Raw genomic sequence first — 22,125 nt, 5'->3', positions numbered from 1 at the left:
CGTGGGGGAGGGAAGGGAGCGGCCGACGATTACTGTATTTTCTTGATCTGCTGGCGTGCCTGTCTTGCTTCGGTGCAAAACTCATTGGCATCCCGGCACCGCCGTTCGAGCGTTTCGATGGAATCTTTCCATTGCTGAATGACATAGGGGTCATTGGCGATCGAGGAAGAGAAGATATTACGCCCTGTTTGCTGCGAGGGTGCCCTGTTCGACGGCGCAAGCGGACGCTCATGTTCCGGCCCTTGTTGGGGGCGCTGCGGGACCAGCGTGCCCAACCAGAAACAGAAGGCAGCCCCAGCCACTAAGGCGCATCCGATCAGAGTTCGCCGTGCAGTGCTCACACCATTCTCCGTTGCTCGGCTTCATCCTATCGTGCGCCGCTCTCTCACTTATCGCCGTCGCGCCGCCGGAAAGGGAGCTTAATCAAGCGACTGACTGGTCTGGTTGCAACCATTTGCGGGCGCTCCTGCTCCCCTCTCCCGCCTTCGCGGGAGAGGCAACGGAGACTTGGCAGCTTGCTGCCTAGTCGATGTCGGTGAGGGCCTTGCTTCTTCCTGGACAAGCATTTCTTGCCAGCAAGAAGAAAGACCCTCACCCAACCCTCTCCCGTGAAAACGGGAGAGGGCCAAGACAAGCAGGCCGTCCGCTTTCCACCCTTAATCGCCCCATGCTCGCTTATGGCCCGCTCCGCCTCGCCCTAATAATTCTCGCCCCCGCACGTCACGCGGCCGGTGCCGCGATTGTCCACGGTGCAGGCGGCCTTGCCGGCTACGCTGATGTTGCCCGATCCCGATGTCACGACCTTGGCCGTGACGTCGGCGGTCAGGGCGATGGTGCCGGGGCCTTCGTTGCGGATGCTGGCCTGGCGTGCGCGCAGCGGTTCGGCGGCGATCGCGCCGGGGCCGGTGACATGGACATTGGCGATGCCGGTACGGCCCGCCAGCGTCGTTCGGCCGCTGCCCGCCAGCAATATGTCGATCCGGTCGAGTTGCACGTCGCTGATGCTGATATCGCCATTGCCGCCCAGCGAAACCTGCCCCTGCAAGCCCTTCATCCGATTGACGGCGACCGAGCCGCCGCCAGTCAGGATGATCCGATCGACCATCGGCGTCGACAGGCGCAGGGTCGCCGCGCCGCTGCTCTTTTCGCCGGCGCGCGGGCGCTCCATCGACACGATCAGCAGGCGGCCGGACACATCGACCTTCAGCCGGTCGAGCGCGCCCTGATCGCCCTCCGCCCGCGCCGACGCGCCCGGCCCGGTGGTCAGAACCACGGTGACGGGCGCATCCACGCGGATGCCGTCGAAACTGGTGATGGTGAAGCCACGCGTCGCCGCACTGGCCGGCGCGGCGAACAGCAGTGCCGCCGCGCTGGTTGCTGCCGCGACGGGCAACAGCCGCGCCGCACTTGCCAACGCGACGGGCAGCAGCCGCGCCGCGCTTTCCAACGCGACGGGCAGCAGCCGCGCCGCGCTTTCCAACGCGACGGGCAGCAGCCGCGCCGCGCTTTCCAACGCGACGGGCAGCAGCCGCGCCGCGATGATCAGGGCGCGCAGCGTGCCTCGCCCGGTCCCATTCCGCTCTTCGTGCATTGCGCCTTGCCCTTCACCGTCACGTCGCCCGGACCCATGATGCTGATAGCGACCTTCCCGTCGGAGGCAAAGTCGATGTCGCCCGCGCCCAATATGTCGACCTTCGCCGTGCCGACCTTCAGCGCTTCGGCGTCGATATTGCCTGCGCCGGTGATGGAGAATTTCGCCTGGTCCGCTGTGCCGGCGATCTTCATGGAGCCTGCGCCGGTAATGTCGGTGGTCAGCGACTTGAGCGTCACCGCGCCGATGCGGAAATCGCCCGCGCCGGTCAGCGACAGGGTTAGGCTGTCGCCCTGCGCCTTGTCCAGATCGAAATCGCCTGCGCCGGTCAGGTCGGCGGACTTGATCATGGGCATGGTGACATGGACGGTCGCGCCCTTATCCCCATCCTTGCGGCCCCAGCTCCAGTCGCCCTTGGACTTGCGGCCGATGATGAGCGTGCCGCCTTTCGTGCGGATGTCGAGATCGGCCACCGCCTTGGCATCGCCGTCGGCGCTGATCTTGAAATGCTCGCCGATGGTGACGACGACATTGTCCGGGCCGGTCGCCTCGATCGCGTCGAACTGGCTGAGTTTCGCCCAGTCCTGCGTGCTTTGCGCGACCTTTTCGGCGGAGGGGGTTTCGTCGGTGCGCGAGCAGGCGGCGGTTGACAGAGCCATGCCCGCGACCATGAGGGCGAAAAGGGGAAGGGGGCGGGACATCGCTATCTCCTGTTTGTGTATTGCGGGGATAATACACATGCGCGGTGGCGGTTCCAAGCCCCCTTGTTCGTCAGACAGGGTCTGGCATGTTAGCCCCTTGATAATAAGCGGAGTCCGCCTCTATGCGCCTGTCCCTCATCGCTCTTCCCCTGCTGTCCCTGATCGCGAGCACGGCCCATGCGCAGGTCGATGACGGCGCGCGCTGGTGGGCGCATGTCGAGGCGCTGGCCAATGACGGCATGGAAGGGCGCGGGACCGGTACGCCGGGCTATGACCGGGCGGCCGATTATGTGATCGGCCAGTTCAAGGCGCTGGGGCTGAAGCCCGCCGGGGTGGATGGCTACAAGCAGCCGGTCGCCTTCGTCGAGCAGCGCATCCAGTCGGACCGCAGCAGCGCCGCGCTGGTGGGGCCGCAGGGGGAGACGGCGCTGGCGGTGCCGGGCGACCTCATCTTTTCAGGGAGCGGCGGGCCGGTGCCCGAAAGCATCGACGCGCCGATGGTCTTTGCCGGCTATGGCCTGCATCTGCCGGAAGCGGGCCATGATGATTTTGCCGGGCTGGACCTGAAGGGCAAGATCGTCGTGGTGCTGTCCGGCGGGCCGGCGAATATTTCGGGTGCGCTGAAATCCCATGCCCGGTCGGAACGGTCGCAATGGCTGGCCGAGCAGGGGGCGGTCGGCCTCATCGCGTTGGTGACGCCGGGGCAGGTGGAAATCCCCTGGGTGCGCCGGGTCGCGCTGGCCGGGGCGCCGGCGCTCTATTTTGCCGACGATGCCATGCGGGAAACGAAGCTGCCCTTTCTGAGCGCGCAGTTCGATCCGGCCAAGTCGGCGCAGTTCTTCGCGGGCACGGGCAAGGATTTCGCGGCCATCGCGGCGGCGGCCGATGCATCCGCCCCGGTCGCCAGCTTCCCGCTGGCGCTGCGTTTGAAGGCGCAGGTGGCGGCCACGCGGCGCGACCTGACTTCGCCCAATCTGGTGGCGGTCATGCCGGGCAGCGATCCCAGGCTGAAGGCCGAGCATGTCGTGCTGTCGGCGCATCTGGACGGCTATGGCATCGGCACGCCGATCAAGGGCGACGCCATCTATAATGGCGCGTTCGACAATGCGTCGGGCGTGGCCAGCCTGCTGGAAATCGCGCGCGCATTGAAGGCGAGCAAGGTGAAGCCCAAGCGCTCCATCCTGTTCACCATCGTCACGGCGGAGGAGAAGGGGCTGCTGGGCGCGCGCTATTTTGCGGGGCGGCCGACCGTGCCGGCCAAGAGCATCGTGGCGGACCTGAATTTCGACATGGCGCTGCCCATCTTTCCCCTGACCAGCGTGACGCCGGTGGGCTATGACCAGAGCAGCCTGGGCAAGGACGCCGAAGTGGTGAGCGCGCAGATGAACCTGCCGATCACGCCCGATCCCTTCCCGGATCGCAACGTTTTCATCCGGTCCGACCAATATGCCTTCATTCGGCAGGGCATCCCGGCGCTCTTCTTCAAATATGGGTTCAAGGCGGGGACACCCGAAGCGACCACGGAAAAGGCGTGGCGGGCCAATATCTATCATTCGCCGTTCGACGATCTGAACCAGCCGGTGCTGCCGGCGGAGACGGCGAAGCTGAACGCCTATGTGACCGCAGTCACGCTGCGCGTCGCCAATGCGGCGGTGCGGCCGGCGTGGAACGACGACAGTTTCTTCAAGCGGTTTGCGAAATAACGGCGTCAGGCCGCTGGCGCGCTTTCATAGAGTTCCAGCGGCAGCCCGTCCGGGTCGGCGAAGAAGGTGAAGCGCTGGCCGGTATATTCGTCGATACGGATGGGTTCGCAGGCAACGTCTGCCGCCGCCAGTCGTGCGACCTCCGCGTCCAGATCGTCGACCAGAAAGGCGAGGTGGCGCAGGCCAAGCGCTTCGGGGCGGCTGGGCCGGGGCGGGGGCGCGGGGAAGGAAAAGAGTTCGATCTGCGCATTGCCCGCGTCCAGATCGCATTTCCACGATTCCCGTTCCGCGCGCCACACTTCGCGGATCACCGGCAGGCCCAATATGTCGCGATAGAAGGCCCGCGAACGGTCATAGTCGGAACAGATGAGGGCGATATGATGGATGGCGCGCATCGGCGGTCCATAGGAGATGCGCGGCGGCGATGAAAGCTGGCTTGTCGCATGATCCGGTTAGATTGAATCGGGCCATGCCGTAAGAGTCTTTTGTTTTCCGCATTTTGCGAGCCGTCAGCTGTGCCAGCTGACTTCAAAATGCTCTAGCCGTGGGCGGCGCGCCTTTGCACCGGGGCGGCGAACAGCCATTCTTCCGCCTCTGCCACGGACGCGAAGATGTCGGCCTCGTCCCGGACGCTCAGGATGCGGCGGGTCTGCATGCGGGTCAGATTGTCGTGCCGCACGACCGCCAGACGGCGCGAGCGGAAGGGAGATTCCAGCATCACGCGCATGAAGGTCGCCACCACTTCCTGCGACTGGATGACGCAGCCTTCGGTGTTGACCAGCAGATAATATTCGTCGGACCCCAGCCCCATGGCGATGACGGCGGCCTCTTTCTCGTCGCTGAAACGCCGAACGTCCGCCGGTTCGAGAAAGCCGGTCATCTGCGCGATGACGAGGCTGCGGCTTGGGTCCGAAGTGATGCTGATCATGGGGGCTTTCCTGTCCGTCGCTGATCCAGCCCTGCGATATCGGGGTTAATGAAAGCTAATATTCCTGGCCTGGTTAGACCAATGTCTAAACGATCGGTAAAATCTTCCCCCGCTTTGGACGCAAGGCGCCTGGGACAAACTGCCCGGCTTGATCGCCCCGGACCCCCGGCCTACATCCGCTGGCATGACATACGCACCCTATCCGGCGCTGCGCCTGCGCCGCACCCGTGCATCGGCCTGGAGCCGGGCGATGCATGCCGAAAACCGCCTGTCGCCCAGCGATTTCATCTGGCCGCTGTTCGTGACCGAAGGGACCGGCGTGGAAGAACCGATCGGCGCGCTGCCCGGCGTGTCGCGCTGGTCGGTGGACCTGATGGTCGAGCGGGCAAAGGACGCGCGCGATGCCGGCATTCCCTGCCTTGCTCTCTTCCCCAATACCCAGGTGGACCGACGCAGCGACGACGGGACCGAAGCGCTCAATCCCGATAATCTGATGTGCCGGGCGATCCGCGCGATCAAGGATGCGGTGCCCGATATCGGCATCCTGACCGACGTGGCGCTGGACCCCTATACCGCCCATGGGCAGGACGGGCTGCTGGACGATACCGGCTATGTCCTCAATGATGCGACCATCGACATATTGGTCGGCCAGTCGCTCAACCAGGCGGCGGCGGGCGCGGACATCATCGCCCCCAGCGACATGATGGACGGCCGGGTCGGCGCGATCCGCGCCGCGCTGGAACAGGGCGGCCATGCCAATGTGCAGATCATGGCCTATGCCGCCAAATATGCCAGCGCCTTCTACGGCCCGTTCCGCGATGCGGTGGGATCGCGCGGGCTGTTGAAGGGCGACAAGAAAAATTACCAGATGGATCCCGCCAATGGCGAGGAAGCGCTGCGCGAAGTGGCGCTGGACCTGGCCGAGGGCGCCGACAGCGTGATGGTGAAGCCGGGCCTGCCCTATCTGGATATCGTCGCGCGCGTGCGCGACCGCTTCGCCGTGCCGGTCTTCGCCTATCAGGTGTCGGGCGAATATGCGATGATCGAACATGCGGTCGCCGCCGGCGCAGCCGATCGCGACACGATGGTGCTGGAAACGCTGATGGCGTTCAAGCGCGCCGGTTGTTCGGGCGTGCTGACCTATCATGCGCTGCATGCAGCGCGGCTGTTGGGCGGGTAATCCACCGACATCGTTCGTCTTCTGCCACAATCCTGCTTGTGTCCTGCCCGCCTGCTGCCCCATGACAGGGGCCGGGCGGCAGGAGGACTGGAATTTGATAGGCACGCGTACCCGCTTCGTCGTCACGATCTGTGCGGGGTCGTTCCTGCTGTTTCTGGTCCAGCCGATGATCGCCCGCATGGCGCTGCCGCGTCTGGGCGGGGCGCCGTCGGTGTGGAATTCCGCCATGCTGGTCTATCAGGCGTTGTTGCTGGCGGGCTATGCCTATGCGCATCTGCTGGGCCGTGTTCCGGCGCGGCGGCAGGCGCTGATCCACCTCGGCCTGTTCCTGATTTCCGCCATTTTCCTGCCGATCGGCCTGATGGGGTGGCAACCGTCCGCCGACATCGAGCCGGCCCTTTGGGTGCTGTGGCTGCTGGGCGCGTCGATCGGTCCGCTCTTCTTCGTGGTCGCGGCGCAGGCGCCTTTGCTGCAACGCTGGTATGCACTGTCGGAAGGACGCGATCCCTATCCGCTCTATGCCGCATCGAACCTGGGCAGTTTTGCCGGGCTGATCGCCTATCCGTTGCTGGTGGAGCCGCTGCTGGCGCTGAAGGCGCAAAGCATCCTCTGGTCGCTCGGCTATGGGGCGCTCTTCTTCCTGGTCTATATGAGCGCCCGGCGATTGCCGGCGGACAGCCCCGGCGAAGTGGCGGTGGAGGCGAGCGACGCGCCGCCGCCGGGCACCCGGCGCATGCTGCACTGGCTGGCGCTGTCGGCCGTGCCATCGGGCCTGATGCTGGCGACCAGCCTCTACCTCACCACCGATATCGTCGCCATGCCGTTGCTGTGGATCGTGCCGCTGGGCCTCTATCTGCTCAGCTTCTCGCTGGCCTTTGCGGCGGGGCGGGGCGGCGCGGACTTCTGCGTGTCGATTGCGCCGCTGATCCTGCTGATCGGTGCCTGCATCGCCTTTACCGGCGGCGTCCATTTTCCCGTCTTCATTGCGCTGGGCATCGTTGCCGTGCTGTTCGTGGCATCGACCGCGCTCCATGCCCGGCTCTACGAATTGCGGCCGGCGCCTGCGCATCTGACCCGTTTCTATCTGCTGATGTCGGTAGGCGGCATGCTGGGCGGGTTGTTCTGTGCACTGATCGCGCCGCTGATCTTCGACTGGACCTATGAATATCCCATCCTGCTGGCGGCGGCCGCGCTGTTGCTGCCGGATCGGGAGGCGGCCTTGCGTCTGCCGCGCCTGATCTGGGAAAATCCGCAGCGGCGTGTCTGGCTGGCGACGATCATCCTGCTGATCGGCCTCATATTGTCTCTGGTCGGCGGCGGGCTGGTACCCGGACTCGATACGCAGATTTTCAAGACCATCAGCTTCGTCACCATCATCGGCTTGTCGATAGTGGCGCTGGGGCATCGTTGGCTGACGGCGGGGATGCTCGTCTATCTGATGCTGTGCCTGAGCGGGTGGGAGAAATTGTCCCAATCGGCCAGCGGCATGCTGACCCGCAGCTATTTCGGGGTCTATGGCGTGGCGAACAGGGATCGCGGCGCCGGAGCGGGCGAGCGCATCCTGTTCCACGGCACGACGCTGCACGGTATCCAGAACCGGGCGAAGGACAGGGAACTGGACCCCACCAGCTATTATGCGCCGGATTCGGGCGTGGGGCTGGCGATGCGCAATGCGCCGGCGCTGTTCGGACCGCGCGCGCGGATCGATGTGGTCGGCCTGGGTGCGGGGACGCTGGCCTGTTATATTCGCCCCGGCCAGACATGGCATTTTTACGAGATCGACCCGGCGATGGTGGCGATCGCCCGCGATCCGGCCGACTTCACCTTCCTGTCGCGATGCCAGCCCAGAGCGAACATCATCATCGGCGACGCGCGCATGACACTGGCGCGGCAGCCTGTGGGCGGGGCGGACCTGCTGGTGATCGATGCCTTTTCGTCCGATTCCATCCCGATGCACCTGCTGACGCGGGAGGCGCTGAACATTTACGGGCGGCGGCTGGCACGCGATGGCGTCCTGCTGATCCATATTTCCAACCGCTATCTCGACCTGCGGCCAGTGGTCGCGGGCGATGCGGCGGCGGCAGGATGGCATGCGCGGCTGCGCCATTATCTGCCCGACAAGCGGGACGCGGATCGCAACTACGCAGCGTCGATCTGGGTCGCCCTGTCGCGCGATCCGGCCCAACTGGACCGGCTGGTCGCCTTGTCCGGCCGCGAACAATGGCAATATCTGAAGCCCCGACCGGGATTTTCGGCCTGGACCGACGACCATGCCAGCATATTACCGGTGCTGAAGGTCAGACCATGAGAGGAGAGCCATAATGGCCGCCAGCGATTATCCGGACGTCAGCATCATCCCCTTCAACGGCAAAGTCCCACGCATCCACCCCAGCGCCTTCATCGCGCCGGGATGCCGGATTGTCGGCGACGTCGAGATCGGCGAGGATGCCAGCATCTGGTATAATTGCGTAATCCGGGGCGACGTGAACCGGGTGCGGATCGGCGCGCGGACCAATGTGCAGGACGGTAGCGTCATCCATTGCGACAGCCCCGGCGACCGGGCGGACGGGCGACCGGCAGATGGCTGGCCCGCGATCATCGGCGACGATGTGCTGATCGGCCATATGGCGATGATCCATGGCTGCGTGCTGGAGGACCGGGCGTTCGTCGGGCTGGGCGCGATCGTGATGAGCGGCTGCACGGTGGAGAGCGACGCGATGCTGGCAGCGGGGGCGCTTTTGTCGCCGGGCAAGCGGGTGTTGCATCGCCAGCTATGGGCCGGGCGCCCGGCCAAATATATGCGCGATCTGAGCGACGAAGCGATCCTGGATATGCGCGAAGGGGTGGATCATTATGTCCACAACGCCAAGGCGCATAAGGGCGCGGTGAAGGCGATGGGGGAATAAGGCGGACGTAGCGGAATACCCAAGCGTCGTCACCCCGGGCTTGACCCGGGGCCCCGCTGCCTTCCCAAAGCCGGGATCGAAAGAAAAGCGGGATCCCGGGTCAAGCCCGGGATGACGTTATCGCTGACGTCAGTTTCTGCTGCTCGTCAGGGCTGCGGCAATCGCGTCTTCATCGCGTCGATGCGGTCATTCTGCTGGTCGACCAGGGCCAGCGCGGCGCTGCGGGCGGCGTCCACATCCTCAAGACCACCGGCGGCCTTGCCATCGGCAACCGCATTGCTGCGCTGGACATAGAGGGTGTCGAGGCTGGCGAGCGCCGACACGCTGTCGTTGCGGGCGGATTCGAGCGCGCTGATCGTCACCTGCGCCGCGACCCATGAGTCGCTCGATACGGCTGCGCCCGATGCGGCGCGCACCGCCTTGTCGGCCTTGGCATAAGCGGTGTCGAAGGCGGCTGCGCCCTTGTCTGCCTGACCCATATATTTGGCGATTTCCGCCGAGAGCGCGGCATCGGCCGGGACCGGGGCGGAGGGCGGGCTGATCTTCGCGACGGGGGCGCTTTCCACCGCGCGCTTGGCGAGCGAGGGATAGCTTTGCGGCGCGCCGGCACAGCCGGACAGGAACAGGGCCAGGGCGGCAAGGAGACGGCGCGGATTCATATGCTTCATCTAGGCGGAGGAGAGGCGGGGCGCAATGACCCCGCGCCCAACCTTAGCGCGGCAGCGCCGCCGCTTCGCGGGCCAGCGCTTCGATCTTGTCGGGATCGACCGGTCCCTTGGGCACGACCCAGCTGCCGCCGACGCATTTGATGAAGGGCTGGGCCAGCCATTCGGGCGCGCTCTGCGGCGTGATGCCGCCGGTGGGGCAGAAGCGGGCGGTGTGAAGCGGGGCGGCGAGCGCCTTCAAGGCCGGCAGGCCACCCGATGTTTCGGCCGGAAAGAATTTGAAATGCGTGAGGCCCATGTCCATGCCGCGCATGATGTCGCCGGCCGTGGCGGTGCCGGGCAGGAAGGGGATTTTCGCGGCGATCGCGGCCTTGCCCAGCGACTTGGTGAGGCCGGGGCTGACGATGAAGCGCGCGCCGGCTTCCATCGCGGCGTCCAGCTGGGCGGGGTTCAGCACCGTGCCGGCGCCGACGACCGCGCCCTCGACCTTCGCCATTTCGCGGATCACGTCCAGCGCGGCAGGGGTGCGCAGCGTCACTTCCAGCGCGGGCAGGCCGCCCGCGACCAGCGCGCGCGCGATCGGCAACGCATCTTCGACCCGATCCACCACCAGCACCGGGATCACCGGGGCGAGGTCCATCACCTGTTCGACGGTCAGCTTGCTCATTATCACTTCTCCCTGAACGCTGCGGCAGCGCCGAACAGCCCTATTTCATCATGAATGGCGCAGCGGATCGGCACGGTCGCCATCAGGCTTTCGAACCGGCCCTTCGCCTTGAAGCGAGTGTGGAACCCGCTCGTTTGCAGAAAATCCTTCATCCGCTGGGTCAGGCCGCCGGCCAGCACCACGCTGTGCGGGCCATGGGCCAGCGCCAGATCGCCCGCGACGGAGCCATAGCAGAGGCAGAAACGGTCGAGCGCGCGGCGGGCGAATTCGTCGCTGCCGTCGAGCGCGGCCTGCCATAATTCGGGGTCTTCCATCAGCATGACCCGGTCATGGCCGATCGTCGCCAGCGCCTTGTAGATATAATTGAGGCCGGGGCCGGATACGATCCGCTCCGTCGACACGCGCAGGAATTTGTCGCGCAGGTAGGAGAGGATCTTCTCCTCGATATGATCGAGCGGGGCGAAGTCGAGATGCCCGCCCTCCGTCGCGATCACATGGGGATGGCCCTGATCATAAGCGATCATCGCGACGCCAAGGCCGGTGCCGGGGCCGAGGATGGTCACGCCGCCATCGGTGGGGAAGGGGCGATCCTCCCCGAACAGCAAAGGCAGATTTTCGGCCGGCAGGCGGGATACCGCATGGGCCACCGCCTCGAAATCATTGACGAGGCGTACGGTATCGACGCCGATGTCGGCCGCCAGCGTATCGGCGCGGATCACCCAATTGCTGTTGGTCAGTTTGATGACGTCGCGCCCGATCGCGGTGGCGAAGGCGATGGAGGCGGCGCGAGGCAGATCGCCATCGCCTTCCTTCTGTTCGTCCTGCGCGAAGGCGGCCCAGCAGGCTTGCAGGCTGGGATAGTCGGCGACCTTATATTTGCGCACGGTGCCGAGCGTCGGCACGCCCTTTTCATCGAGCGAGGCGCGGGCGAAGCGGGCGTTGGTTCCGCCGATGTCGGCGGCGATGATGTCGGTCATGTTCAGACCCTTTCTATTCGTCATCCCCGCGAAGGCGGGGATCCATCTCCGGGCCTAGAGGCTGGCCGCGATGTCAGGAGATGGATTCCCGCCTTCGCGGGAATGACGAGGATTAATGGTTCAAATCTCGCTTTCCATCGCCGCCAGGATCGGCGACGCGCCCTGTTCGGCCAGATCGCTATGATGGCGGAAGAGGGCGAACAGTTCGCGGCCGGTGTCGTAGGGCGGGGGCGGAGCGGCGGGGATGTCCCGTGCGTCCCATGTCGCCGCATCGACCAGCGCGGTGACGTCGCCCGTCTCCGCGCAGACCCGCACCAGATCGCCATCGCGCAGCTTGCCGATCGCGCCGCCGGCCAGGGCTTCGGGCGACAGATGGATGGCGGCGGGCACCTTGCCGGACGCGCCGGACATGCGGCCGTCGGTCAGCAAGGCGACCTTGAACCCGCGATCCTGCAAGACGCCCAGCGCCGGGGTCAGCTTGTGCAGTTCCGGCATGCCGTTGGCCTTTGGCCCCTGGAAGCGGACCACGACCACGACGTCGCGCTCCAGTTCGCCGGCCTTGAACGCGCGCAGCACATCGTCCTGATCGTGGAAGACGGCGGCGGGCGCCTCGATCGTCCAGCGTTCCTTGTCCACCGCGCTCACCTTCATGACGCAGCGGCCCAGATTGCCCTCCAGCAGCTTCATGCCGCCATCGGCCTGGAACGGGTTGGCGGCGGGGCGAAGGATCGCTTCGTCGCGGGATGCAGGCACGTCGCGCCACACCAGCTTTTCGTCTTCCAGCACCGGTTCCTGCCCATAGCCGGCCATGCCGCCGGGCGCGACGGTCAGGATATCGCCATGCAGCAGTCCGGCATCCAGCAGTTCGCGGATCACGAAGCTGATCCCGCCGGCCGCATGGAAATTATTCACGTCGCCCGAACCATTGGGATAGACGCGCGCCAGCAGCGGCACGACGTCCGAAATCTCGGCAAAGTCGGTCCAGTCGATATGGATGCCCGCCGCCCGCGCGATGGCGGGCAAATGGATGGCATGATTGGTCGATCCGCCCGTCGCCATCAGGCCGATGATCGCGTTGACGATCGCCTTTTCATCGATGCAATGGCCCAGCGGACGATAATCGTCGCCATCCCAGCCCATTTCGGCAATACGATGCGTCGCCGCACGGGTCAGTTCGGTGCGCAGCTTCGTACCTGGATGGACGAAGGAGGCGGCGGGAATGTGCAGGCCCATCATCTCCATCATCATCTGGTTGCTGTTGGCGGTGCCATAGAAGGTGCAGGTGCCCGCGCCATGATAGGAGGCGCTTTCGGATTCCAGCAGTTCGTCCTTGCCGACTTTTCCTTCGGCATAAAGCTGGCGGATGCGCACCTTTTCCTTGTTGGCGAGGCCCGATGGCATCGGGCCGGCCGGGATCAGGATGGTCGGCAGATGGCCGAAACGCAGCGCGCCGATCAGCAGGCCCGGCACGATCTTGTCGCAAATGCCCAGCAGCATCGCGCCTTCGAACATGGCGTGGCTGAGTGCGACGGCCGTGCCCAGCGCGATCGTGTCGCGGCTGAACAGCGACAGGTCCATGCCCGCCTGTCCCTGCGTCACGCCGTCGCACATGGCCGGCACGCCGCCCGCCACCTGCGCCGTGGCGCCGACTTCGCGGGCCGCGATCTTGATGATCTCCGGATAGCGGCCATAGGGCTGATGCGCCGATAGCATGTCGTTATAGGACGTCACGATGCCGATGTTCATCGCCGCGCCGGTGCGGATCACCGCCTTGTCGTCGCCGCTGGCGGCAAAGGCGTGGGCCAGATTGCCGCAGGACAGTTGCGCGCGATTTGTGCCGGCGTCGCGGCCCCGTTCGATCAGGTCCAGATATTTCAGACGCGAAGCGGCGCTGCGCTGCACGATGCGGTCGGTGACCTTTGCGATCACCGGATTCAATTCAGTCATGCCAGCTGGCTCCGTCTCGTTCGATTAGGGCAATGGCCGAAGACGGACCCCAGTTCCCCGAAGAATAGGCGGCGGGCTTCACATTGGCCTCTTTCCACCCGTCGATGATCGAATCGATCCATGTCCATTGCGCCTCCACCTCGTCACGGCGGACGAAGAGGGTCTGGTCACCGGCCAGCAGGTCCAGGATCAATCGTTCATAAGCGATGCGGCGGCGCTGCCCGGCAAAGGCGGCCGTCAGCGAGACGTCCAGCGTCACCTCGTCCAGCTTCACCTGCCGTTCCAGCCCCGGCCTTTTGCTCATGATGGCCAGGCGGATATATTCCTCCGGCTGCAAGCGTATGACCAGCGTGTTCGGCTCCAGCCCCGTACCATGCCCGTCGCGGCCGAAGATGCTGTGGCGCACCGGCTTGAACTGAATCACGATTTCGGACTGGCGCGCGGGCATCCGCTTGCCGGTGCGCAGGTAGAAGGGGACGCCCTGCCAGCGCCAATTGTCGATATAGGCCTTCAGGGCCACGAACGTCTCGGTATCGGACGGCTGGCCCAGTTCGTCGGCATAGCCGGTGACGATCTGACCACTGACCGCGCCCGGCGTATATTGGCCGCGCACGCTGTGCGTTTTGACCGTTTCGTCGGTCATGGGACGCAGCGATCGCAGCACCTTCACCTTCTCGTCGCGCACGGCGGTCGGGTCCATGCGGGCGGGCGGCTCCATGGCAATGATCGACAGGATTTGCAGGATGTGATTCTGCACCATGTCGCGCAGGGCGCCCACGCCGTCATAATAGGAAACGCGGCCTTCCAGCCCGACCGTCTCACCCACGGTGATCTGCACATGGTCGATCGCCGTGGTGTTCCACAGCGGTTCGAACATCACGTTGCCAAAGCGCAGCGCCAGCAGATTCTGGACCGTTTCCTTGCCCAGATAATGGTCGACGCGGAAAATCTGGCTTTCGGCGAACAGGGCGCCGATGCCGTCATTCACGACCTTCGACGAGGCGAGATCCTTGCCGATCGGCTTTTCCATCGCGATCCGCGTGTGCGGCGTGATGAGGCCGGCGTCGGCCAGGCCCTGCGCGGTCGGTGCGAAGAGCGAGGGCGGGGTGGAGAGATAGACCGACAGGCCGCGCTCCAGCCGACCGTCGATCCGCTGGGCCAGTTTCGCGAACTGGTCGGCATTGCCGGCATCGACCGGTTGATAGCCGATCATCGCGCCGAAGCGGGCGGCGACATCGGCATCATAGCGGTCGGCCGCCAGGAACTGGCGCAGCGCATCGTCCACCTCCTTGCGGAAGGCGGCGTCGTCCATTTCGGATCGGCCGGACGCGACGATCAGGAAATCGTCGGGCAGCAGCCCATCGGACAGCAGATTGTAGAGCGAGGGAAATATCATCCGGCGCGCCAGATCGCCGGTGGCACCAAATAACAGGAACGTAGCAGACGGCTCGGTCAAAGGATGGTCCTTCTCCGTTTTTGAAATTATCTATGTCTGCACGGCCGCCCTTATAGCGCGCGCGGATCGTTACGCAAGAAGGCTATCGTGGAAGCCGGTTTGCAGCAACATCATGACAGGGCGGTTGTCGCAAGCGCCGGATATTTCGCGAATCGGATCAGGCGGGCAGTTTTACCGGGCCAGCCCGCGCCGCCAGTTGAGGATGTGCGCCCCCGCCAGCATCAGGCTGCCCGCGACGGTCCAGAGCGTTTCGGCCAGCGCATCTTCAGCGATAAGGGCGCCGACGCCCATCAGCGTCAGTCCGGCGATTCCGATCGGCAGGGGTGCCCACCCGCCATGGCGACGCCGGCCCTGCACCAGAGCGAACAGGCTGGTCGGCACCGCCAGTGCCAGCATGACGAGGTGGAAGGATTCGCCCGGATCGATCCGGCTGGCGAAGGCGGGGAGGAGCGCGAACAGCAGCGGCAAGCCCAGGCAGTGCAGGGTGCAGAGCGAGGAGGCGCAGAGCGCGAGGCCGTCCAGCCAGGCGGTGGGTCCGCGCGAGACGCCCCCGTCCTGCGCGCTCGGGCAGTGCGCGGCGGGCTGCTGGTCGGGGAAGGAGGCCATGACGATCCAATCAATGATATAACGTTACATATTCTGGGCGGCATGTGGGCGCGACACCCCATGCTGTCAAGCGACGGGAGGGCCTTTTATGCCTCATGCTGATTTTCGGCTGGACGCCCGCGCCGGATTTTGTCATTTGCGCCGAACCAGCCGTGCGGGTGTGGTGAAACTGGTAGACGCGCCGGACTCAAAATCCGGTTCCGCAAGGAGTGTCGGTTCGATTCCGACCACCCGCACCACTGGCATTCCCGACATTGTAGTTTCGATTATCGCGGTCCCGCTGTCGCGGAGGGCCTGCGGCCATGCTATGCCGATTCCATGAAGGCTCGTCATATTCTGCCGCCCTTGCTGTTCGGTCTGTTTGTGCTGATCGTCATCAGCGTGGGCGATGCGCTCTTCTGGAGCGTGCCCCACGCGATCGAAAAACTCCCGCCGCGCTTGTTGACGGTGGCGGTTTTGACGGGGCTGTGGCTGGTGCATCTCTACAAGCGCACGGTGCGGTGATTTGAAGGGGCGGACGGGCTGGAAGCGGGCAGATCCGCCCTTCGCCGGAAACGCGCCGCAGGCAGAAATATTCACGCGGAGACGCAGAGACGCGGAGAAATACTGTTCTTTCTCCGCGTCTCTGCGTCTCCGCGTGAACAAATATATGCGCCTTCGGCGCGAAAGCTGACCGTGCCGCTTAACGCCCGCCCTGCGCCTGGAACCATGGCACCATGCGCGCGATCGCATCCTCGACCCGATCCGTCGATACCGCGAAGCTGAAGCGGATGAAGCGGTGGCCGTCCACGGGATCGAAGTCCACGCCCGGCGCCGTCGCCACCCCGGTTTCGCGCAACAATTTCTGGCAGAAACTCAGGCTGTCATTGGTCAGATGGCTGATGTCGGCATAGATGTAGAAGGCGCCGTCGGGCGGCGCGATGCTGGCAAGGCCGAGCGCGGGCAGGGCGTCCAGCAGCAATTGCCGGTTGCGGCGATAGTTGTCGACATGCCCCTCCAGCTCCTCGGTGCAATCGAAGGCGGTCAGGCCCGCGCGCTGCGCCAGTACAGGCGGCGTCAGGAACAGGTTGCCCATCCGCGCCCGCGCCACGTCGATCAGCGCTGGCGGCACCACGATCCAGCCCAGCCGCCAGCCGGCCATGCTGTAATATTTGGAAAAGCTGTTCACGATCAGTGCGTCGGGCGCATATTCCAGCATCGACCGGGCCGGCTCGCCGAAGCTGAGGCCATGATAGATTTCGTCGGAAATGATGCGGATGCCGCGGTCCGCGCAGACCTGCGCGATTCGGGCCAGTTCATCCGCCGGGATGATCGTGCCGGTGGGATTGGCGGGGCTGGCGAGGATCAGTCCGTCGGGCGCGGGGTCGATCGCGGCCAACGCATCGGCGCTGATCTGATAGCGTTCGGCCGGGCCGCAGGCGACCTCCACCGGTTCCAGATAGAGCGCCTTCAGATTGTTGCGATAGGCGACATAGCCCGGCCGCGCGGTGGCGACGCGGGCACCGGGCGCGAACAGGCTGGTCAGCGCCAGCACAAGGCCAGGCGACGCGCCGCAGGTCAGCAGTATCTGTTCCGGATCGACCGCCACGCCATGCGCCTCACCATAATGGCGCGCGATCCGTTCCTTCAGCGCCGGGCTTTCCCAATAGCCCATCGGTTCGGTGTCCAGCACGCGGTGTGCGACGGCGATCGCTTCGGCCGGCGCGCCGGTCGACGGCTGGCCGAATTCCATGTGCAGGATGGATCGCCCCTGCGCTTCGAGGGCATGGGCCTCGCGGCTGATCGCGATGGCGTGGAAGGGGGAGATGTCGGCAACCATGGCCGGGACGTAGAGTGCCGCCGCAACCATGTCCATAAGGCGGGCGTTGTGCCGCCATGGATCAGACGCTGCTCATCGTCCTGCAATATTATGGCGCGGGGGCGGCGACCATCGCGGCGCTGGTCGTTTCGCTCAATCTGGGGCGACGCATAACCGGATGGGCATTCGTGCTGTTCGTCACCAGTTCGATCGCGCTGATCGGCTGGGGATTTCTGGACAAGGATAGCGAGGGGATAGGCTGGCAGAATATCGCGCTGCTGGGGATCAATGCCGTGGGTGTGTGGCGCTATTTGATTTCCAAGCATGACGTGCGGGATTAAATCCTCCCCTGCAAGGGGAGGGGAACCGTTCGCGAAGCGAATGGTGGAGGGGTGTCACCCTGTCGATAGCGCGCTACCCCTCCGTCGCGCGCTTCGCGCGCGCCACCTCCCCTTGCAGGGGAGGATTTACGCGTCTGCGATCCACACCTCGACCGGCACGGCTTCCTGCAATAGCGCCAGTCGGATCGGCAGTTCTTCCACGGCGCCGCCCGCCAGTGCACGATCATAGACGGCTTTCTTCCCTGCGCCGCTGATTTGCAGGAAGATATGGTGGCTCTGCACGATCGCATGCGCGGTCAGGGACATGCGCTGGTGCGGCGCGACAGGTGGTGTGGCGGCGATGGTCAGCGCCTTGCTCGCCAACCCCTCGGCTAGTTCCTTGCCTTCGGGGAAGAGCGAGGCGGTATGGCCATCATCGCCCATGCCCAGCAATATGATGTCGAGCGGCCAGGGCAGGGTAGCGAAATCCGCCTCCACCGCAGCCTGCCCGGCATAGGCATCCGCCGCGTCATTCTTCATCGGCACGAAGCGCGCCTTTGCCGCCGCTCCCTGCAACAATGTCTCGCGCACCAGCCGTTCATTGCTGTCGGCGCTGTCGGGCGCGACCCAGCGTTCGTCCACCAGCGTCACGACCACCTTGCTCCAGTCGAGGTCGACCGCGCTCAGCGCCTCCAGCACCGGGCGTGGCGAACGGCCGCCTGATACGGCGATGCTGGCTACCCCGCGCGTGGCGATACCCTCGGCCAGCAGCGTGGCGATGCGCGTGGCGATATCGGCGGCGGCCTGCGCCCCGGTGGCGAAAAGATGTTCGGTCGGCATGGGGCTACTCCGCGATGGCGTCTGGTAGGGTGCAAATGTCCGCCCATGTCGCGCCGGTCAAGGCCGCCAGTCGATCCGGCGTCAGTTCGACCGACGTGGTGCGCGACCCGGCGGCCGGAAAGACGGTGGCGAAATCGCGCAGCGACACGTCGCAATAGACGGGTAGGGGCGTGGGCAGGCCGAACGGGCACACGCCGCCGACCGGATGGCCGGTCAGTTCCTCCACCTCATGCCCGCCCAGCATGCGCGGTTTCGCGCCCAGCGCCGCCTTGGCCTTGCCATTGGACAGGCGCGCGTCGCCGCGTGCGCAGACCAATATGACCGTATCGCCGATGCGCAGCGACAGCGTCTTGGCGATCCGCGCAGGTTCCACGCCCAGCGCGGCGGCAGCGTCCGCGACCGTCGCGGTGCTGACACCCTGATCGATCAGGCTGACGTCGGGGGCATGGGTCGCGAAGAAAGCGCGGACGCTCGCCTCGCTCATCCGCGCTCGCCCAGCTTGCGCTCCCACGCCAGCGCATGGGTCACGATCTGGTCCAGATCGGCATGGTGCGGCGTCCAGGGGAAGGTCCGCAGGATCGCGCCATTGTCCGAAATCAACTGGCCCGGATCGCCTGCCCGGCGCGGCGCCATGACCCGCTTGATCGGATTGTTGGTCGCGCGGTCGACCGCGTCCAGCACTTCCAGCACGGAAAAGCCCCGGCCATAGCCGCAATTGAGCAGATGATTGCGCGTCGGCTCGGCGATCAGCGCCTCCAGCGCGAGCAGATGCGCGGCGGCCAGATCGGTGATATGGATATAATCGCGCACGCCGGTACCGTCGGGCGTATCGAAATCCGTGCCGAACACGCCGACGCTTTCCCGCTTGCCCAGCGCGGCTTCGACCGCGACCTTGATCAGGTGGGTCGCGCCGGCGGTCGACTGGCCGGTCCGGCCCTGCGGATCGGCGCCCGCGACGTTGAAATAGCGCAGCGCGCAGAAGTTCATCGGATGCGCCGCCGCCACATCGCGCAGCATATATTCGGTCATCAGTTTCGACATGCCATAGGGATTGATCGGCCGCTGCGGCGTATCCTCCCGCACAGCCTCAACATCCGGCGTGCCATAGGTGGCGGCGGTGGACGAGAAGATGAAATGCGGCACGCCCACCCGCACGGCGCTCTCGATCAGGTCGCGGGTCTTGGCGCTGTTGTTGTGATAATATTTGAGCGGGTTCTCGACCGATTCCGGCACCACGACGGAGCCGGCGAAGTGCATGATCGCCTTTATGTCATGGTCGCGCAACGTCGCTTCCACCAGCGGCTGATCGGCAATGTCGCCGCGCACCAGCGGTACCCCTTCAGGTACGGCCCAATCGAAGCCGGTGACCAGATTGTCGATCACCACCACGCCATAGCCGGCGTCCTTGAGCGCCAGCACGGCATGGCTGCCGATATAGCCTGCGCCGCCCGTGACCAGTACCGTGGGTTTGCTCATAAGAAAAAAGTCTCCCCGAAATATTCGGGAAGACCTAGCCGAGTGTCGTTACGATTTATAGGGGCTGTTCCCCAGCGAAGGCCGGGGAACAGCTTATGCAGCAGCCTGCATGGGTGCCGGCCGATAGAATAGCCCGCCGCTCGCCGCCATGTCCCGCAACTGCTGGGTGGGTGCAAAGCGCGTGCCATGCTCGGCGGCCAGACGGTCCAGCACGGCCACGACATGGGCTATGCCGACCGTGTCCATATGGCTGAATGGCCCCCCGGTATAAGGCGCAAAGCCCCAGCCGAAGATCGCGCCGATGTCGCCATCTTCCGGCGTTTCCAGCACGCCTTCCTCGAAACAGCGGGCGCATTCGATCAACTGGCGATAGAGGAGCCGTTCCTTCACCGCCTCGACATCGGGCTGCTCGGCTGCGCGCGGGAACATTTCGGCCAATGCCGGCGACAGATGCTTTTTCGCGCCTTCGGGATAGTCGTACCAGCCCTTGCCATTCTTGCGGCCCAGACGGCCGGCCTCGACCATCTTGACCATGATGTCGTCCGACCCCTGGGGCACATAGGCGTCGCCCAGTTCCTTCCTGGCCGCGCTCATGATCTTCCAGCCCAGCTCGATCGACACTTCGTCGCTGACGGCCAGCGGGCCGGTGGGCATGCCCAGCTGCTTGCCGGCATTTTCGATGAGCGCCGGGTTGACGCCTTCGCCGACCAGCTCCGCGCCTTCCTGCACATAGGTGCCGAAGCTGCGCGAGGTGTAGAAGCCGCGGCTGTCATGCACGACGATCGGCGTCTTCTTGATCTGGGCGACGAAATCCAGTGCCTTGGCGATGGCGGCGGGGCCGGTCTTTTCGCCCAGGATGATTTCCACCAGCGGCATCTTCTCGACTGGCGAGAAGAAGTGGACGCCGATGAAATTCTCCGGCTTGGTCCAGGCCTGTGCCAATTTGGTGATCGGCAAAGTGGAGGTGTTGGAGCCGAAGATGGTGTCGGCGCCCAGCACGGCTTCGACCTGCTTCGTCACTTCCGCCTTGATGCTCACATCCTCGAACACCGCCTCGATCACGAAATCCGCGCCGGCCAGCGCCGCATAGTCGGTGGTGGGGGTCACGCGGGCGAGGGTTGCTTCCAGCTTTTCGGGCGTCATGCCCTTGCCCAGGCGCTTCTTCAGAACCGCCTCGACATGCGCCTTGCCCTTCTCCGCATAGGCCAGGTCGCGGTCGAACAGGACGACTTCGATCCCCGCCTGCGCCGCGACGGTCGCGATGCCAGCGCCCATCATGCCCGCGCCCAGCATGGCCAGCTTGGTCGTCGGTGCCTTGGGCTGATCCTTGGGGCGGCGCGCACCGCGTTCGGCTGCCTGCTTGTTGACGAAGAGGGTGCGGATCATGTTCGATGCCTGCGGATCGGCGGCGACCTTGGCGAAATATTTGCTTTCGATCCGGATCGCCCGGTCCATCGGCAAGGTGATGCCTTCATAGACGGCCGACAGCAAAGCGATAGGCGCGTTCATGTTACGCTGCGTCTGTTTCAGCGTCATCGGCAGAGCGCCGGCCATCGTCTGGACGAAGGCGGGGTTGAAGCCGCCCGCGCCGCCCGGAACCTTGAAACCCTTGACGTCCCAGGGCTGGGTGTTGGCGGTCGGGTTGGCCTTCACCCATGCGCGCGCGGCTTCGACCGCCGTACCCTGCGGCACGACCTGATCCACCGCCTTCAGCATCGCAGCTTCGGCCGGGCGAAACAGCTTGCCCTGAAGCATGTACATCAGCGCGGCCTGCACGCCGATCAGGCGCGGCAGGCGCTGCGACCCGCCACCGCCGGGGAAGAGGCCGATCAGGATTTCGGGCAGGCCCAACTGCGTCTTGCTGCTGTCGCCCACGAAACGGCGATGGCAGGCCAGCGCCAGTTCGAACCCGCCACCGACGCAGGTGCCTTCGATGGCGCAGGCGATCGGCTTGCCGCTGGTTTCCAGACGGCGGAACAAAGCGTTCAGCACGAACAGCTTGTCGAAAATGGCGGCGGGGGCAGGGCGCTCCCCGTCGCTGGTCGCCAGCGTCGCGCCGAAATATTTCAGGTCCATGCCGGCCATGAAGCCGCTGTCCTTGCCCGACGCGATGACCGCGCCCTTGATGCCCTCTTCCGACGCGATGCGCGTGATCGCGGCATCCATGTCCGCCAGGAAGTCCGGGCCGATGACGTTCATCGACTGGCCGGGCACGTCGATGGTCAGCGTGGCGATGCCGTCGGCGTCGATGTCGAATGTGATGGTGTTCATTGGTATGGCTACCTTTCCCCAACATCCGTTCGTCCTGAGAAGCCATTGAGCGAAGTCGAAATGGCGTATCGAAGGATGCTTCGATACGGGACT

At 65.2% G+C, this 22,125-nt stretch carries 22 protein-coding genes and 1 tRNA gene; 7 read left to right on the top strand and 16 right to left on the bottom strand.

Features of this window, described 5'->3' with window-relative positions; genetic code table 11:
• Positions 1-29: 29 nt before the first annotated feature.
• The 3 genes from F4U95_RS03925 to F4U95_RS03915 all read right to left on the bottom strand — a co-directional run bounded on the left by F4U95_RS03925 (position 30) and on the right by F4U95_RS03915 (position 2,250).
• On the bottom strand, positions 30-341 hold the full coding sequence (locus F4U95_RS03925; protein WP_150424647.1) for a hypothetical protein: 312 nt from the start codon (positions 339-341) through the stop codon (positions 30-32).
• Between the two features lie 356 nt (positions 342-697).
• Entirely contained in the window at positions 698-1,396 is a 699-nt protein-coding gene (locus F4U95_RS03920) for a GIN domain-containing protein (protein ID WP_246171489.1), read from the bottom strand.
• Positions 1,397-1,542: 146 nt separating this feature from the next.
• A complete protein-coding gene (locus F4U95_RS03915; RefSeq protein WP_246171484.1) occupies positions 1,543-2,250 on the bottom strand; it encodes a head GIN domain-containing protein in 708 nt (235 codons plus the stop codon).
• Positions 2,251-2,414: 164 nt separating this feature from the next.
• On the opposite strand from F4U95_RS03915, the gene F4U95_RS03910 reads away from it, so the two are divergent.
• Positions 2,415-3,995: a M28 family metallopeptidase gene (locus F4U95_RS03910; protein ID WP_150424644.1), complete on the top strand. Its 1,581-nt coding sequence runs from the start codon at positions 2,415-2,417 to the stop codon at positions 3,993-3,995.
• Positions 3,996-4,000: 5 nt separating this feature from the next.
• On the opposite strand, the gene gloA2 is transcribed toward F4U95_RS03910, so the two are convergent.
• Together gloA2 and F4U95_RS03900 are read right to left on the bottom strand one after the other, a co-directional pair.
• Positions 4,001-4,390, bottom strand: coding sequence for an SMU1112c/YaeR family gloxylase I-like metalloprotein (gene gloA2, locus F4U95_RS03905; RefSeq protein ID WP_150424643.1), 390 nt, complete (start codon positions 4,388-4,390; stop codon positions 4,001-4,003).
• Between the two features lie 143 nt (positions 4,391-4,533).
• Positions 4,534-4,923, bottom strand: a complete 390-nt coding sequence (locus tag F4U95_RS03900; protein ID WP_120249545.1) for a hypothetical protein — start codon at positions 4,921-4,923, stop codon at positions 4,534-4,536.
• A gap of 184 nt (positions 4,924-5,107) precedes the next feature.
• Between F4U95_RS03900 and hemB the strand changes: the two genes are divergently transcribed.
• The 3 genes from hemB (at position 5,108) to F4U95_RS03885 (ending at position 9,009) form a co-directional block, all read left to right on the top strand.
• Entirely contained in the window at positions 5,108-6,103 is a 996-nt protein-coding gene (hemB, locus tag F4U95_RS03895; RefSeq protein ID WP_150424642.1) for a porphobilinogen synthase, read from the top strand.
• Between the two features lie 61 nt (positions 6,104-6,164).
• Positions 6,165-8,411, top strand: coding sequence for a spermidine synthase (locus F4U95_RS03890; protein ID WP_150424641.1), 2,247 nt, complete (start codon positions 6,165-6,167; stop codon positions 8,409-8,411).
• Positions 8,412-8,424: 13 nt separating this feature from the next.
• Positions 8,425-9,009 carry a gamma carbonic anhydrase family protein gene (locus F4U95_RS03885; RefSeq protein WP_150424640.1) on the top strand — a complete coding sequence of 195 codons (585 nt, stop codon included), beginning with the start codon at positions 8,425-8,427 and terminating at the stop codon, positions 9,007-9,009.
• Positions 9,010-9,155: 146 nt separating this feature from the next.
• Here F4U95_RS03885 and F4U95_RS03880 read toward each other — a convergent pair whose 3' ends face one another.
• From F4U95_RS03880 to F4U95_RS03855, 6 genes are all read right to left on the bottom strand, one after another.
• Positions 9,156-9,668 carry a hypothetical protein gene (locus F4U95_RS03880; RefSeq protein WP_150424639.1) on the bottom strand — a complete coding sequence of 171 codons (513 nt, stop codon included), beginning with the start codon at positions 9,666-9,668 and terminating at the stop codon, positions 9,156-9,158.
• Between the two features lie 52 nt (positions 9,669-9,720).
• Positions 9,721-10,341, bottom strand: a complete 621-nt coding sequence (gene eda / locus F4U95_RS03875; protein ID WP_120249550.1) for a bifunctional 4-hydroxy-2-oxoglutarate aldolase/2-dehydro-3-deoxy-phosphogluconate aldolase — start codon at positions 10,339-10,341, stop codon at positions 9,721-9,723.
• A gap of 2 nt (positions 10,342-10,343) precedes the next feature.
• A complete protein-coding gene (gene glk, locus F4U95_RS03870) occupies positions 10,344-11,318 on the bottom strand; it encodes a glucokinase (protein WP_150424638.1) in 975 nt (324 codons plus the stop codon).
• Positions 11,319-11,438: 120 nt separating this feature from the next.
• Positions 11,439-13,265, bottom strand: coding sequence for a phosphogluconate dehydratase (gene edd, locus F4U95_RS03865; protein WP_150424637.1), 1,827 nt, complete (start codon positions 13,263-13,265; stop codon positions 11,439-11,441).
• Positions 13,258-14,721, bottom strand: coding sequence for a glucose-6-phosphate dehydrogenase (gene zwf, locus F4U95_RS03860; protein WP_120249553.1), 1,464 nt, complete (start codon positions 14,719-14,721; stop codon positions 13,258-13,260). The genes edd and zwf overlap by 8 nt, the downstream gene beginning before the upstream one ends.
• Before the next feature lie 171 nt (positions 14,722-14,892).
• On the bottom strand, positions 14,893-15,327 hold the full coding sequence (locus F4U95_RS03855; protein WP_150424636.1) for a MerC domain-containing protein: 435 nt from the start codon (positions 15,325-15,327) through the stop codon (positions 14,893-14,895).
• A 154-nt stretch (positions 15,328-15,481) separates the two neighbouring features.
• Here F4U95_RS03855 and F4U95_RS03850 point away from each other — a divergent pair.
• Positions 15,482-15,566: transfer RNA gene (locus F4U95_RS03850), tRNA-Leu, on the top strand.
• Positions 15,567-15,645: 79 nt separating this feature from the next.
• Positions 15,646-15,831, top strand: coding sequence for a hypothetical protein (locus F4U95_RS03845; protein WP_120249555.1), 186 nt, complete (start codon positions 15,646-15,648; stop codon positions 15,829-15,831).
• A 178-nt stretch (positions 15,832-16,009) separates the two neighbouring features.
• On the opposite strand, the gene F4U95_RS03840 is transcribed toward F4U95_RS03845, so the two are convergent.
• Complete coding sequence (locus tag F4U95_RS03840) at positions 16,010-17,146, bottom strand: pyridoxal phosphate-dependent aminotransferase (RefSeq protein WP_120251958.1); 1,137 nt, start codon at positions 17,144-17,146, stop codon at positions 16,010-16,012.
• A 56-nt stretch (positions 17,147-17,202) separates the two neighbouring features.
• On the opposite strand from F4U95_RS03840, the gene F4U95_RS03835 reads away from it, so the two are divergent.
• The gene (locus F4U95_RS03835) at positions 17,203-17,466 is read left to right on the top strand and encodes a hypothetical protein (RefSeq protein WP_150424635.1); all 264 of its coding nucleotides are present in this window, start codon (positions 17,203-17,205) and stop codon (positions 17,464-17,466) included.
• A gap of 126 nt (positions 17,467-17,592) precedes the next feature.
• Here the strand turns inward: F4U95_RS03835 and pgl are convergent, their stop codons facing one another.
• The 4 genes from pgl to F4U95_RS03815 all read right to left on the bottom strand — a co-directional run bounded on the left by pgl (position 17,593) and on the right by F4U95_RS03815 (position 22,032).
• The gene (gene pgl, locus F4U95_RS03830; protein WP_150424634.1) at positions 17,593-18,285 is read right to left on the bottom strand and encodes a 6-phosphogluconolactonase; all 693 of its coding nucleotides are present in this window, start codon (positions 18,283-18,285) and stop codon (positions 17,593-17,595) included.
• 4 nt (positions 18,286-18,289) lie between these two features.
• Positions 18,290-18,769 carry a YbaK/EbsC family protein gene (locus F4U95_RS03825; protein WP_150424633.1) on the bottom strand — a complete coding sequence of 160 codons (480 nt, stop codon included), beginning with the start codon at positions 18,767-18,769 and terminating at the stop codon, positions 18,290-18,292.
• On the bottom strand, positions 18,766-19,761 hold the full coding sequence (gene galE, locus F4U95_RS03820) for a UDP-glucose 4-epimerase GalE (protein ID WP_150424632.1): 996 nt from the start codon (positions 19,759-19,761) through the stop codon (positions 18,766-18,768). Before galE ends, F4U95_RS03825 begins: the two co-directional genes overlap by 4 nt.
• A gap of 93 nt (positions 19,762-19,854) precedes the next feature.
• Positions 19,855-22,032: a 3-hydroxyacyl-CoA dehydrogenase NAD-binding domain-containing protein gene (locus F4U95_RS03815; RefSeq protein WP_150424631.1), complete on the bottom strand. Its 2,178-nt coding sequence runs from the start codon at positions 22,030-22,032 to the stop codon at positions 19,855-19,857.
• Positions 22,033-22,125: the final 93 nt, after the last annotated feature.

It is taken from the genome of Sphingobium limneticum, from assembly GCF_008710165.1.
Lineage (GTDB): Bacteria > Pseudomonadota > Alphaproteobacteria > Sphingomonadales > Sphingomonadaceae > Sphingobium > Sphingobium limneticum.
The sequence above is the reverse complement of the archived record's forward strand: the minus strand, read 5'-3'. Positions and strand labels throughout refer to the sequence as shown.

Coding starts and splice junctions, on each gene's coding strand:
- pgl (WP_150424634.1), bottom strand. CDS start 18,285: ATGCCGACCGAACATCTTTTCGCCACCGGGGCGCAGGCCGCCGCCGAT.
- galE (WP_150424632.1), bottom strand. CDS start 19,761: ATGAGCAAACCCACGGTACTGGTCACGGGCGGCGCAGGCTATATCGGC.
- F4U95_RS03815 (WP_150424631.1), bottom strand. CDS start 22,032: ATGAACACCATCACATTCGACATCGACGCCGACGGCATCGCCACGCTG.
- F4U95_RS03885 (WP_150424640.1), top strand. CDS start 8,425: ATGGCCGCCAGCGATTATCCGGACGTCAGCATCATCCCCTTCAACGGC.
- F4U95_RS03900 (WP_120249545.1), bottom strand. CDS start 4,923: ATGATCAGCATCACTTCGGACCCAAGCCGCAGCCTCGTCATCGCGCAG.
- glk (WP_150424638.1), bottom strand. CDS start 11,318: ATGACCGACATCATCGCCGCCGACATCGGCGGAACCAACGCCCGCTTC.
- edd (WP_150424637.1), bottom strand. CDS start 13,265: ATGACTGAATTGAATCCGGTGATCGCAAAGGTCACCGACCGCATCGTG.
- F4U95_RS03845 (WP_120249555.1), top strand. CDS start 15,646: ATGAAGGCTCGTCATATTCTGCCGCCCTTGCTGTTCGGTCTGTTTGTG.
- F4U95_RS03880 (WP_150424639.1), bottom strand. CDS start 9,668: ATGAATCCGCGCCGTCTCCTTGCCGCCCTGGCCCTGTTCCTGTCCGGC.
- eda (WP_120249550.1), bottom strand. CDS start 10,341: ATGAGCAAGCTGACCGTCGAACAGGTGATGGACCTCGCCCCGGTGATC.
- F4U95_RS03855 (WP_150424636.1), bottom strand. CDS start 15,327: ATGGCCTCCTTCCCCGACCAGCAGCCCGCCGCGCACTGCCCGAGCGCG.
- gloA2 (WP_150424643.1), bottom strand. CDS start 4,390: ATGCGCGCCATCCATCATATCGCCCTCATCTGTTCCGACTATGACCGT.
- F4U95_RS03890 (WP_150424641.1), top strand. CDS start 6,165: ATGACAGGGGCCGGGCGGCAGGAGGACTGGAATTTGATAGGCACGCGT.
- F4U95_RS03840 (WP_120251958.1), bottom strand. CDS start 17,146: ATGGTTGCCGACATCTCCCCCTTCCACGCCATCGCGATCAGCCGCGAG.
- F4U95_RS03915 (WP_246171484.1), bottom strand. CDS start 2,250: ATGGCTCTGTCAACCGCCGCCTGCTCGCGCACCGACGAAACCCCCTCC.
- F4U95_RS03910 (WP_150424644.1), top strand. CDS start 2,415: ATGCGCCTGTCCCTCATCGCTCTTCCCCTGCTGTCCCTGATCGCGAGC.
- F4U95_RS03825 (WP_150424633.1), bottom strand. CDS start 18,769: ATGAGCGAGGCGAGCGTCCGCGCTTTCTTCGCGACCCATGCCCCCGAC.
- F4U95_RS03835 (WP_150424635.1), top strand. CDS start 17,203: ATGGATCAGACGCTGCTCATCGTCCTGCAATATTATGGCGCGGGGGCG.
- hemB (WP_150424642.1), top strand. CDS start 5,108: ATGACATACGCACCCTATCCGGCGCTGCGCCTGCGCCGCACCCGTGCA.